General features: G+C 48.3%; 14 protein-coding genes and 1 pseudogene. 14 read left to right on the top strand and 1 reads right to left on the bottom strand.

Annotated features, from left to right (window positions below):
- Positions 1–32 precede the first annotated feature (32 nt).
- The 12 genes from D328_RS0108990 (at position 33) to D328_RS0108935 (ending at position 10,575) form a co-directional block, all read left to right on the top strand.
- The gene (locus D328_RS0108990; protein ID WP_018884660.1) at positions 33–608 is read left to right on the top strand and encodes a hypothetical protein; all 576 of its coding nucleotides are present in this window, start codon (positions 33–35) and stop codon (positions 606–608) included.
- 62 nt (positions 609–670) lie between these two features.
- Positions 671–1,549: a hypothetical protein gene (locus D328_RS0108985; protein WP_018884659.1), complete on the top strand. Its 879-nt coding sequence runs from the start codon at positions 671–673 to the stop codon at positions 1,547–1,549.
- Between the two features lie 38 nt (positions 1,550–1,587).
- A complete protein-coding gene (locus D328_RS0108980; protein ID WP_018884658.1) occupies positions 1,588–2,301 on the top strand; it encodes a hypothetical protein in 714 nt (237 codons plus the stop codon).
- The gene (locus D328_RS0108975; RefSeq protein WP_018884657.1) at positions 2,294–3,712 is read left to right on the top strand and encodes a type VI secretion system Vgr family protein; all 1,419 of its coding nucleotides are present in this window, start codon (positions 2,294–2,296) and stop codon (positions 3,710–3,712) included. The genes D328_RS0108980 and D328_RS0108975 overlap by 8 nt, the downstream gene beginning before the upstream one ends.
- Positions 3,709–4,632 (top strand): hypothetical protein, encoded by a 924-nt coding sequence (locus tag D328_RS28685; RefSeq protein ID WP_018884656.1) that lies wholly within the window; start codon positions 3,709–3,711, stop codon positions 4,630–4,632. The genes D328_RS0108975 and D328_RS28685 overlap by 4 nt, the downstream gene beginning before the upstream one ends.
- A complete protein-coding gene (locus tag D328_RS0108965) occupies positions 4,614–5,153 on the top strand; it encodes a hypothetical protein (RefSeq protein WP_018884655.1) in 540 nt (179 codons plus the stop codon). The genes D328_RS28685 and D328_RS0108965 overlap by 19 nt, the downstream gene beginning before the upstream one ends.
- A 383-nt stretch (positions 5,154–5,536) precedes the next feature.
- On the top strand, positions 5,537–5,929 hold the full coding sequence (locus tag D328_RS0108960; protein ID WP_018884654.1) for a DUF4280 domain-containing protein: 393 nt from the start codon (positions 5,537–5,539) through the stop codon (positions 5,927–5,929).
- Positions 5,930–5,949: 20 nt separating this feature from the next.
- The gene (locus D328_RS0108955; protein ID WP_018884653.1) at positions 5,950–8,493 is read left to right on the top strand and encodes a deaminase domain-containing protein; all 2,544 of its coding nucleotides are present in this window, start codon (positions 5,950–5,952) and stop codon (positions 8,491–8,493) included.
- Positions 8,494–8,498: 5 nt separating this feature from the next.
- The gene (locus tag D328_RS0108950) at positions 8,499–8,963 is read left to right on the top strand and encodes an SMI1/KNR4 family protein (RefSeq protein WP_018884652.1); all 465 of its coding nucleotides are present in this window, start codon (positions 8,499–8,501) and stop codon (positions 8,961–8,963) included.
- Positions 8,964–9,155: 192 nt separating this feature from the next.
- A complete protein-coding gene (locus D328_RS0108945; protein ID WP_018884651.1) occupies positions 9,156–9,479 on the top strand; it encodes a hypothetical protein in 324 nt (107 codons plus the stop codon).
- Between the two features lie 167 nt (positions 9,480–9,646).
- A complete protein-coding gene (locus D328_RS30220; protein ID WP_018884650.1) occupies positions 9,647–10,141 on the top strand; it encodes a hypothetical protein in 495 nt (164 codons plus the stop codon).
- 11 nt (positions 10,142–10,152) lie between these two features.
- Positions 10,153–10,575, top strand: coding sequence for an SUKH-3 domain-containing protein (locus tag D328_RS0108935; RefSeq protein ID WP_018884649.1), 423 nt, complete (start codon positions 10,153–10,155; stop codon positions 10,573–10,575).
- A 282-nt stretch (positions 10,576–10,857) separates the two neighbouring features.
- Here D328_RS0108935 and D328_RS0108930 read toward each other — a convergent pair whose 3' ends face one another.
- Entirely contained in the window at positions 10,858–11,208 is a 351-nt protein-coding gene (locus D328_RS0108930; RefSeq protein WP_018884648.1) for a hypothetical protein, read from the bottom strand.
- 121 nt (positions 11,209–11,329) lie between these two features.
- On the opposite strand from D328_RS0108930, the gene D328_RS0108925 reads away from it, so the two are divergent.
- Both D328_RS0108925 and D328_RS28675 read left to right on the top strand, forming a co-directional pair.
- Positions 11,330–11,548 (top strand): helix-turn-helix domain-containing protein, encoded by a 219-nt coding sequence (locus D328_RS0108925; RefSeq protein WP_018884647.1) that lies wholly within the window; start codon positions 11,330–11,332, stop codon positions 11,546–11,548.
- A 61-nt stretch (positions 11,549–11,609) separates the two neighbouring features.
- A pseudogene (locus tag D328_RS28675) lies at positions 11,610–12,017 on the top strand (hypothetical protein); the annotation flags it as partial.

Raw genomic sequence — 12,017 nt, 5'->3', positions numbered from 1 at the left:
TAGGACATAGGCAAGAAGAAGGAGGGATTACGTTGTTGGCATTACAACGCATCTTTTTACGTTCTTTTATGAGATATATGCATAAGAGCTTTCATCAGCCTGCCCCACGTGGGCAGAACGGGGAACTGATTTTGCGCAGGAACTGGCTATGGCGTGCATTTTTGTTGATCGGCTTGATCGCATTTTTGTTCCTGGAGTTTGCAGGATTACCTTGGTTGACGGCAGAGATGACCAGCGCTGAGGATCAACAAATCATGAAATATCTCAACTATCTGATCTTTTACGGCCTTGCGTTGATATGTGTACAGCTGCTGCTCAATCTGACCAGCAAGACGATTATCAATGAATCCAGTGTGACCGTGCAGCGCTTGTTCCAGAGTCGAACGGTAATGTTCGAGGACATAACAGAAGTGGCGTATGCTCGGATGTTCGGCGGACAGTTGGTGTTGAGTGACGGTACTAGCAGCTTGAAAATTCCGCTTGAAATGACAGGCATTATGGAGGCAATGGACTTACTCCGTCGCAAGCTTCCCCAGGAGCAGACGCAGAAGCTTGATGCCTTCGTGGATCAGAAAATGAAGATCTATGAGCAGGTATTGGCTGCATAAAGCGGGCTATACTCACATTTGATCTGATCGAGCTATTAGGCCACCAGAAAGGAGGGAACAGCATGCTGGTGAACAGGTCCCCACGCTTTGAGAAGGGGAGAATACTCAAGACCGAGATGCTGGAGAATCTGCGGGATTACCCGCGCCGCTTCCTCGATATTCGCTATGAGGAATATTCGGATGGCATCATCGCAGGTATGAAGGTATCCGTCGAGCACGATCACTTGATAATCGGTCGGGGGATTGTTAAGCATGATGGACATTTATATCTGCTGGAGCAGGCCTATGAGTTGCCATATGCTGCAGCGAATGGCTTGTCGATCCTCAAGGTACGCTTTCACGCACAGCAAGCACAGCATGATTTCGTGACTCGTGAGGCCGAGATTGTACTGACGAATGGTGCGGAGGAAGCAGATGGAGAGAGTGGCAGAAGTCAGAGCCGGGATCCGGTCAGGGGGCTGGAAAATGTGAATCTCCCGCGTAATCCAACGTCAGAGCCTGGTAGCAGTTCAATTGCCAATGAGATAGAGCTTGGACGGTTCAAGCTAAAGGAAGGGGCCACACTGCGCTCGGATTACCAGGACTTCGCAGACATGGCGACTGAATTCAACACATGGAGTGCTATCCGTGCTCCTTATGCTGCCTGGGAGCAGCCCACCTTACGACCGGAGATAACGAGTTGCTTCGCCACGGAGCTGCTGCGTTGTCGATCGGCTGAAGCGCTGGATACCTCCTTCGCGCTGCTCTGCCTGAATAGTGAGCGGGTACAGCGTGAGGCAGTGCTCCAATATCTCGGCAGTCGTGGCGGGGAATACCGGGATTATACGAACGGGGAGATGCATCGGCAGCTGGTATTAATTTTACAGGAGGTATCCCGAGGCGGGCGAGGTCAGGCGCGTTGGTCCGGGCAAAGTGGGGTCAATCGGATGATTGTGGATTAGGCTAGTTCATTTAGATGAAGTTAGAGGAGGAGACGACCGTGAAATTCAAGGATGAAGAGATTTTGGCCATGATGCAGGAACTGGAGAAGCAGACAGAACCGAATAGCATTGAGCAAGGGACCATACGAATCGGAAATGAGGAATACAAGTTCGAGGAACGAGCATTCTTCGACGAGGCCTTGTGGGTGCTGGTTCCCGAGAGCTTTCAGCCGATGCCGCTATCTATGCAAAAGCTGAAATATCCATACGAGCAACGTCCCGAGATCGTTCTGACGAATCCGACGGGCACTGTCAATCTTACCTTCAATCGTGTGGACCAGCAGCTGCAAAATGAGTGGGTCGTGAAGCTGACGAGTGGAATGAAGAATATGCTGCGGAAAATGAGTCCGTCCAATGTCTTCTACGAGCAGAACGTGGAGGATGTGCGGGGCAAAAAAATCGGTTATTTCGATTTCAAAAGCCCCGGTATGGACGAGGCACTTTATCAGCTCATGTTCTATCTGGAGCTATCCGGGGAGACGCTGATGGGCAGCTTCAATTGTTCATATCGTCAGCATAAGGATTGGCGAGAGATTGCTGTGCAGATCGTACGCTCCATACGGACACCCGATTCAGAAGCGGTTGGAGATGAGACAGCGGAAGGCAATCAGAAGAAGAACGAGGGTTCAGACATAAGTACAAATCAAAATGCAGCGAAGGATGGGATCGACACCAAGAACAATAGCCGTGCAAAGGAGGGGAATTATGAGTAAAACGCAGACCATTTATACGAGTGCAGATCTGTTGGTACAGCCTTATGCATTTGAGCATGTGCTGGATATGGAGTTGCACAAGCAGCCAGGAGAGCATGCAAGATTTCGCATTCGTGGTGTCATATCCGAGAAGAATCTGGATCAATATGTGGAACGGGCAGATGAGGATGAACAGATTGAGGTTCGCCTGAGAGGTGAGGGCACCAACATCCCATTATTTCAGGGAATGGTCACGGATATTTCCGTGCGAGTAGTCAATGGAGTACGAGAGCTATCTATCGAAGCGATCAGCGCTACCTTCCGCATGGACATCGAGAAACGCCGTCGTTCGTTCCAGAACACAGGCCAGTCGTATAGCCAGCTCTTCACGCAGATCACATCGGCATACGGGGGAGCTGAGGTTGTAGATTCGGCTTCGGACGGAGCGGCGGTTGGTGAACTGGTTGTGCAATATTTGGAGACGGACTGGGCATTTATCAGACGAGTAGCCTCTCGTCTGCATGCGCCCCTGCTGCCCATTTCCATGCAGCCAGGTCTGAAATACGTTATCGGAATTCCCGATCTGGGAGAACCGGTTCAGCTGGACGAGCATAATTATCGGATTCAGAAAAACCTGGAGGAATACAAGGTACTGTCTAACAACGGAGTGAGCGGGTACCAGGAGAACAATGCCCTTAGCTATGAGGTTACCAGCCATACGGTGCTGGAGCTGGGAAGTGCCGTTGTATTTCGGCAGCGGCAGTTGTATGTGGCTCAGGCGGAGACTCGGCTGGAGGGTCAATTGATAGTCAGCCGCTATGTACTGCGGGATGCGGAAGGAATGAAATGCCGGACGAGCTATGCTTTTGGTCTATCTGGCGTATCCTTGTTCGGTAAAGTCAAGCAAGTCGCTAAGGATCAGGTGCAAATTAGTCTGGATATCGATCGGGGCTCTTCGACAGCAGGAGCCATGTGGTTCTCGTATTCTACGGTCTATTCCTCACCGGACGGAAGTGGCTGGTATGTCATGCCTGAGGTTGGCGATCAAGTGCGTCTATATTTCCCGGATGAAGTGGAGCAGCATGCCTTCGTGGCCAGCTCGGTAGACCTCTCCTCCTCTGATCCGGTCAAACGGGGAGATCCTTCCGTAAAGAGTATCAGTACAAAATACGGCAAACAACTCGTTTTCACGCCTGGTGCCGTGGAGGTCATTAGTAATGACAAGCTGCTGATGCGTCTGACGGACGAAGGCGGCATTGAGATTATCAGCGATAAGAAGATTGTTCTCAAGGCGGAAGAGGACATTGAGCTGACGAGTGGCACCAAGATTTTCATGGAAGGAATGAATGGCATCCAGTTCAAGCAGGGCGGCGCAGAGCTGAACATTATGGATGACGTGAAGCTAAGCGGAGGCAAGGTGTATATCGAATGAAAATTATGGATCGGGATACTGTCCTGGAGGCATTCCTGCAGGAGCATGTGCTGGAGCGCTGGGTAGATGACATACCCCAAATTGAAGAGAACTTTTTTGCACAGCAAGAGGAGATTGAGGCTTCATTGCTTGAGGCCGTGACAGCGGTCTGTGAGCGGGCCGTTGCTTTGCAGCAGGAAGGACGTAAGGGGAGAATTCGTTATCTCTATATTTCCTGGCTGCGCACCCGTCTGATGGGTGGAGAAGGAATGTACCGCATTGATGCTTATGATGGGCATTGGCTGCTAGATCGGGTAGAGTGTTCGACCTTGTGGTCAGCAGATTTTGTATTCGAGCCCTTGTTCCGCCGGATGGAACGGTGGGAACAGACGATCAAGGGCTACGCCCGCCGGATGACCATCATGGATCTGGAGCAGATCGGTCAGATTGAGGCGGTCAAATATCACCATCTTGCCGTGTCTTTCCTGCATAGCATGGTCCCGCTGTTCATTCATAGTGAAGCCTTGCAGAAGCTGGACAAGGAGCCAGGCTTCACGATCTTTGCCGGGGAGTACCGGGATGAGAGCGAGCCTTTATGCCGGTGGGTACTGGAAGACGAGCTTGATCAGGAAGAAGCAGAGGCTAGAGGAAAACAAGCCCAGTCAGAACAAGCCCAGTCAGAACAAGCCCGGTCAGAACGAGCCCAGTCAGAACAAGCCGGGTCAGAACGATCTCAGGCAGAACGAGCTAAGACAGCAGATCGTATGTCACGCCATACGCCATCAGAAAATGAGGCCGTGAATCCAGCAGCCATGAATCATTCTGCCGCAGATCAGCCTTCACGAAACAATAGTGCAGTATATCCTTTGGAGCTTGGGCAGATGGAGTTAGAGGATGCTGTAGGGAAGGAGGAGCGAGGCACATGGATTATTTCCTCCTGAAGCAGGATTCGCGCTACACCGATGTCCCAGTACTGGAGAACATTGCGGACAAGGTAGATCTGTGGAATCTGTCGCAGCTTGAACCCGCTCACTTGGGATCAAGACCGCTCATGCTGAAGATGAAATCAGGCAAGAACAGTAGTTTTCTTGATCTGCTGGAAAGTGCCTTGCCGCTGATGTCGGAGCGTCTGATGCGCATGCTACAGGCCTATGGTCGAGACACGGTTTTCAAGCCTGTGGCGCTGATCGATATGGAGCAGCAGGTGATGAAAAATTACGTCGTACCCTTTCTGCCCTACGTGGATGCTCTGCATCCATCCAGCGAGTGGAATATGGACCAAACGGTGCTGCGGCAGATTGTATTGCAAGAGGAAGTCGTTCGAGACTACCCAATCTTCCGTATTCAGGAGGGACGCCAGCAACGGCTTATTGTGCGTCTGGATGTGGCGGAGAGTATGTTGCGGCGGGATTTTACCGGGCTTACTCTTACGCCCTTACAAGTGAAGTCACTTGAGGCATAGCAGGATGTATGCGGTGAGGATACTGGCTTAAGGCGTGCATAGCAAAAGACGGATTGGGGACTGCTTTTGCTGAACGTAGATGGCGCTGGTGCTTGACCAGACCAAATGTGAGTATAGAGCCGCTGCAAGCGGGGATCCCTGTCGACTGCTGTTAAGCTTGCTGTTCTTTGAATGGGATAACAAGCGGATGAACAGCAAGCTTAAAGGCAGACACTTCGTTTCTCTAGGTCTTCCCCGCTCTCCGCTACGACTACGATCTTTAGATCATTAATCGTCAAATCAGATTCGATCAAGGTACGAATCATCGGGATATCTATGATGACAGCATGTGAAACGCTCTAGCTAAAGCTGGCCGAGAGGTCTTAGAAAGGAGCATGAATCGGATGGGGGAAAGCCAATATTACATCGTTCGCGGAGCCTGTATGGCGTGTGAGTATGGAAGTCACAAACGCAAGCTGAATCTGCCTGTAAGTCACGGAGCCTTTGTGAAGGATCGGCCCATGATGAATGAGGATGACTATGGTCCTGAGAATATCTCCTACTTCGGGATTTGTCAGAACCCGGACAATCCAAGCACGGAGACGATCTATCTCGTGTCGGAAGAGGGGCAGCAAATATCGGGCAAGCCGTGCAAGCCGATCTTTCCAGAGAAATGGAACAATACCAAGGAAACAACGCGGGTGGAGGGGAAGCCAGCGCTGACCAGTGAATCCTACCAGCAGTGCATGTATATGGGCTACGTCGGATTCATGACGACTGGCCAAGAGGATGAGTAGGGGAATCGAGGTGGAGCACCATGATAGGATATGAGCACATCCGGGTACAGTCGCCATATCCCCTACAGCACCTAGAGCATGTACATATCCAGTGGAAGACCGGGGAGCACGGGCGTATACGCCTGACCGGGACAAGCCCGGACAGCGAGCAGGTGTCCGCAGCATTGCAGGCGGCTGCCGACGATACGTTATATGTCTATGCACAGCAGGGAGAACAGGAGCTGAGCTTGTTCAAGGGACTGGTGCAACGGGTCGAGGTCATGCACAGTCAGGGGATCTATACGCTGACCATCGAGGGCGTGAGTGCTTCGTATGCGCTGGATGTCGAGAAGCGCAAGCGGACTTTTCCAGAGGAGCAGCAGACGTATAGCGCCTTGATCGGGAAAGTGCTGCAGGCTTATCCGGGCAGTGATATGATCTATCACACCGGAGGCGGCGAGGCAGTCGGGGAGCCGATATTGCAATATGAAGAGACGGATTGGGAGCTGTTGCAGCGTCTGGCGAGCCGCTTACAGGCCGTCGTCGTCTGTGATATATTGGAAGCAGTGAGTCCCAAGCTGCACTTCGGCATGCCAGAGGGAGCATCACGGGAGCTACCACAGGACGTGGCGTACACGGCACGCAAGAATCTTAAAGCCTATCATCTGGCAGGTGGCTTGTCCTCCGGGCTGCATGATACGGATTTCTTTGAATACGAGCTGACCACCTCGGAGCGGTATGCGCTGGGAGAGCAGGTCAAGTTCCGGCAGCAGCCGTTCGTCATTCGTGAGCTGCGAGCGGAGCTGGAGCAGGGCGAGCTGCATTTCCATTACGTGCTGGCCCGACCCGACGGAATCCGCCGGGAGACGCTGCGCAATCCGCTCTTGCGGGGCATCTCGCTGGAGGGCGAGGTGCTGGCTGTCCGCGGCGAAGAGGTCAAGCTGCGCCTGGAGATTGATAAGGATGATGGCTTGGCGGAGCCGCATTGGTATCCATTCGCTCCGCCGACGGGGAGTGCGATGTACTGTCTGCCACAGGTCGGAACGAAGGCAAGTCTGTATTACCCGGATGCAACGGGCTCCGGTGCGCTGATTGTGGGGACGGTACGCAAGAATGGCGGTGAATCTGCCAAGACAAGCGACACCAATACGCGATACTTCGGGACCGAGCATGGTAGTGAGCTGAAGCTGGCGCCGAGCCATGTGAACCTGCAAAAGGACCCGGAGGGTGCGATGCTCGTCAGTCTGAACGACGAGACGGGGATTGAGATTACCAGTCCTGGTAAGCTGACGATGACCGCCGAGTTGGAGCTGGAGCTCTATACGCCGCAGCAGATCATTCTGGGCAGTGAAAGCCAGATCTTGGTCTACCGCGGAGAGAGCGAAGCAGGGCTGGTGGTGGAGAGCGAGTACCACCTGCTGGGCGAGAAGGTGTGGGCTGACGGCAGCGACCGGACGAGCTATCCGCCGTTCGACGATGAGCCTGAGCTTGGCGAAGAGCCGGAGCCGGACCCGCCGTTCAACTGGGGCAAGCTGGTGAAGAATGTGCTGGTTGGCTTAGCAGTCGTCGTGGCTGTCGCAGCTGTGGCGGCCCTGACTGTTGCGACACTGGGAGCAGGCCCGATTCTGATCGGAGCGGTAGCCAGTGGTGCGTTGATTGGGGGCGCCATGGGTGTCGGGATGATGGCCGTATCGGATATAGCCCGGGGCGAGGTTAGCGACATGAGTGACTATGCGTTAACCGGGCTAAAGGATGGCTTCATTGGAGCAGCGAGTGGTGCGATCTTCGGACCTGGAGCCGCCATCGGAACATCGTTTGCCCGAAAGGCGGGCATGGCTGGAGCAGAAGGCGCGTTCAGTAGCATTATGGACCAAGTGCTGCGCGGGGAGAAGATTAATTGGAGTACTGTAGTCAAGGATGCAGGCATCGGAATGCTTACCTTGGGCGTGCTGGATAGTAAGGTGGGTCAAAAGTTCACTGGCTTTGTGGGCAAAGTCGGTAATAAAGTGACTCCAAAATGGCTGAAAAATGGAGTTGCGAAAGCAAACGAGGGCTTTGAGAATGTAGTGGACAAGCTCAGTGATGCTGGTAGTAAGCTTGGGAAGAAGCTGAAGGAGGCAAGTGAAAATCTGAAATTGCCTTTTGGTGTGAAAAGACATTTTAGAGAAGCTACACAAGCAGATAGAGAGCTTGTCGATTACCTAAGAAAAAAATATAATGCTGGAAAAAAAAGAAATGTTGCGGCTGCAAAAGGTAAAATAAATGGTGAGGAGATTGATTTAGAAAGTGTTAGTGGAGAGTTTACAGCCGATGACTACTTTAATAAAGGCAACTTTAGGCCTCCACAACCGGAAGATTATCACTATGAAGGTCCAATTAGTGATTACACAAGTCATACTGAACAAAAAATTGTAGAATATTTAAGGCTCAAGTATAAAGATAACCCCAAGGTTGCCGGGATGATTGAAATTATTTCTGAAAGGCCATATTGTGATAATTGTATTGATTTGGTTGACCAATTTCAAAAAGAGTTTCCGAAAATCAAGGTTATTCGTGTTGAAGTAATTCCAAAGATGGGGGAGTAGAATTGATGAAATATTTAAATGAACTTATTACTCATCTGAAAAATGATAAAATTCCTTTGATTCCTTGTACGCAGGATGAATTAAATGAAGTTAATAAACTGGTAAGTACAAATAAATTACCTGAAGCTTACATTGAGTTTCTTGAAGTTATGGGGGGAGGAACAGAGCATACTTTCTTACGAGGAGAATCTTGTTTTATTGATGAGTTGCTTGAACTAAATGAATGGGGAGAAGAATTGTTAGAAGAAAATAGTGTCCCATTAAAGCTAACCCCTAACGATTTTGTGTTTTGGATGAGTCAAGGATGCATGTTTTGTTTCTTTAAACTAAATGAGGGTGAGAATCCTCCTGTTTATTTTTATTCAGAAGGAAAGAAGAAAGAAGGTTTCTATAAGATTACTGATACATTTACGGAATTTTTAGAACGTAGGTATTTAAAAGATAAGTATATTTTTACAAAAAAATATTAATATAAGTGTTCTTAGGGATTTATTTCGGAGAAGAGTGTGTCTTTGTATAATCTGTTATTGCACCTATAGTAAAAGCTTATTTCACTCAAATTTGAGTAGAAATAAGCTTTTACTTTTTGACCCAAAAGACTAGAAAGTCAATATCCTGACTTATGCACATATGTCACATCGGCGTACGGTGGAGCCAATGTCGTGGATACCGCTCCGGGCGGAGCGGCGATCGGTGAACTGGTCGTGCAATATTTGGAGACAGACTGGGCATTTGTCAAACGAGTAGCCTCCCGGCTACATGCGCCTCTACTTCCCATCTCTATGCAGCCAGGTCTGAAATATGTCATCGGAATTCCCGATCTGGGAGAACCGGTTCGGCTGAATGAGCATAATTATCGGATTCAGAAAAATCTGGAGGAATATAAGGTACTGTCTAACAACGGAGTGAGCGGGTACCAGGAGAACAATGCCCTTAGCTATGAGGTTACCAGCCATACGGTGCTGGAGCAGGGGGGTTCCGTTTAAGGGAACCACATGGCTCCTGCAGTCGAAGAGCCACGATCAATATCCAGCACGGGTGGCGGAGAGGCTGTCGGGGAGCGGAAGCTTTTGAACTCGCGCCAGAACTGTTAGATGATTATACAAAATCAATAAGAGATGGAAGTAGATATGGACCGGATTTTAAACCAGCCGTGGCGAGTGTTGCAGTTGATGCTACTAAAACGTCTCGTGCTGGTTTTGGAGCCAGTGGAATTTATCAAAATAATCCAAGTATTGTGAACATTGAACTGAAGAGTCCAAATGAATATGTAGAATTCTATAGGCAAAAGTTAACTGACGACTATATAGATGAACTAGTGGCTTATAATCCATCATATTTTTCAGGAAGGAATATAAAATCCGTTAAAGAAGAGATGGGGAAATTAAGAGATTTAATTCAAAAGACAAAAGATGAGGCAGCTTCTAAGGGGAAATATTTCAAGAATAATGAGTTAGAACCGAGCATGCAAAAGAACTGGCTTGTGGAAAATTGTGCTGAGGTATGGGCGGTTAGAGATGCTATTCTCCAAGGTGCAAAAATTGAAAATCTTGTGTTGAGATCCGTAACTGTTGAAACGGGCCTTGTTAAAGCCTTTTGTAATAATTGTAGAATAACGTTTGGAGATTTTATGAACTCAATGGATTAGGAGAGATTTAGTTGAACATAAGCAATGAAACTTTGAAGATTTTAACTGATTCAGGATGGTATGAAGGAAGGAAAATTGATATAAAAGAATTCAAAGATAATTTGGAGGAAAATGGTTATACCGTTTTTCAATCAGTAAAGGATTTTATTGAAGAATTTGGAGATTTAGTTTTAAAGGACACTATAAATGAAGAAGTTCATGATACAAGTGTGAAGTTTACTAGTTACTATGCTAACGGTAGTTTCAAATCAGAGGAAAATTATGCTCAAGAAAGATTAGTTCCTGTAGGGAAAATTGACAGTGATTATTTGATATTGTTTGTTTCTGAAAGTGGAAAAGTGTATTGTAGTACTGGAAAACTGGGGGACTCTGCGATGGAAGCATGGGAGAATTTAATTAGTGGCAATGGGGGAACTCCGTGGGGGGAATCTTAGTTTACACTGTGTAAACTAGCAAGCTATTTAATTAACTTTTTTATTAGACGGATTGTAATATGAAGTATGACATCTACCGGGATAATTGGTAAATTATCAAGCTAAGCGTGAAATCTTTCAGGTGATGTAATATTGACTTTCTTTTGAGCTAAAAAGCCTATTTCAACTCAAGCGAGATGAAGTAGGCTTTTATTTTGCTCTTACGCTTTCCGTTTCTTCGACAAGTTTGCATACCACACATCCAAACAACCGTAGGCAAAACTAAAATTTCATGAATTGCTCTTATCCAAGCGTTGTATTGATACTTAAAAAAATATCTCCTGAAGACAAATTGCTAAGTTCTCCAATTAAAAAATCAAGTGCATTTATGTGTCTCAGTTTGAGAATAATTTCTTCTGTGTAGCTTGATTTAATTTGAGTAATATCTGTAGCTAGAACAAGTCCCGCACTATGTGGATCATCGAAGTATAAATAAGAATGAAAAGAGGCTTTTAGGACTTTACGCAACCACAAGTAGCTATCTGTCACATATACAGCATAATGCTCATGAACAAGGTAGCCAAGTGTTAAAGCATATTCTAAATCCTTCTCATCATAGGGACCTAAAACAATACAAATACGTTGTTGTATCACGAGGAAGTCACCCTTTCTATAAAAAATATGCTTTATGTACGCATAAGCGTACGTCATCTAATTGGATTATATCGTACGCTTATGAGTACAGTCAACATGTAAATGGAATGGGGGATTGGAAATGAAACAAGTGAGGATAACCCTTGGGAATCTGTTAGAGCAAAGAGGAATGAGTATACATGAACTATCTTTACGAGCAGATGTCCGCCGGGCAGCGATATCCGAACTCGTGAATGGCAAACGAGAAAATATAAATTTCAGGCATATTGAACAGATCGCAGATGCTTTACATATTACAGATATCCGTGAAATTATCACTTTGGTTGAAGTGAACGAGTGAGCAAATATTATTTCTAAAAAGAAGGTAGACAGAGGGAGCATCACGGGAGCTGCCGCAGGACATGTCCTATACGGCACGCAAAAATCTCAAAGCTTATCATCTGGCAGGTGGCTTGTCCTCGGGGCTGCATGATACGTATTTCTTTGAATACGAGCTGACCACCTCGGAGCGGTATGCACTGGGAGAGCAGGTAGAATTCCGGCAGCAGCCGTTCGTCATTCGTGAGCTGCGGGCTGAGCTGGAGCAGGGTGATTTACATTTTCATTATGTGCTGGCCCGACCGGATGGAATTCGCCAAGCGACGTTGAGGAATCCACTTCTGCGGGGCATTTCGCTGGAGGGCGAGGTGCTGGCAGTTCGCGGCGAAGAGGTCCAGCTGCGCCTGGAGATTGATAAGGATGATGGCTTGGCGGAGCCGCATTGGTATCCGTTCGCTCCGCCGACGGGGAGTGCGATGTACTGTCTGCCA

Origin of the sequence: Paenibacillus massiliensis 2301065 = DSM 16942, assembly GCF_000377505.1 — a bacterium.
Classification (GTDB): domain Bacteria; phylum Bacillota; class Bacilli; order Paenibacillales; family Paenibacillaceae; genus Paenibacillus; species Paenibacillus massiliensis.
This window is presented reverse-complemented; position numbering and strand designations above follow the sequence as displayed.

Coding starts and splice junctions, on each gene's coding strand:
- D328_RS0108960 (WP_018884654.1), top strand. CDS start 5,537: ATGGGGGAAAGCCAATATTACATCGTTCGCGGAGCCTGTATGGCGTGT.
- D328_RS0108950 (WP_018884652.1), top strand. CDS start 8,499: ATGAAATATTTAAATGAACTTATTACTCATCTGAAAAATGATAAAATT.
- D328_RS0108965 (WP_018884655.1), top strand. CDS start 4,614: ATGGATTATTTCCTCCTGAAGCAGGATTCGCGCTACACCGATGTCCCA.
- D328_RS0108925 (WP_018884647.1), top strand. CDS start 11,330: ATGAAACAAGTGAGGATAACCCTTGGGAATCTGTTAGAGCAAAGAGGA.
- D328_RS0108955 (WP_018884653.1), top strand. CDS start 5,950: ATGATAGGATATGAGCACATCCGGGTACAGTCGCCATATCCCCTACAG.
- D328_RS0108985 (WP_018884659.1), top strand. CDS start 671: ATGCTGGTGAACAGGTCCCCACGCTTTGAGAAGGGGAGAATACTCAAG.
- D328_RS0108975 (WP_018884657.1), top strand. CDS start 2,294: ATGAGTAAAACGCAGACCATTTATACGAGTGCAGATCTGTTGGTACAG.
- D328_RS28685 (WP_018884656.1), top strand. CDS start 3,709: ATGAAAATTATGGATCGGGATACTGTCCTGGAGGCATTCCTGCAGGAG.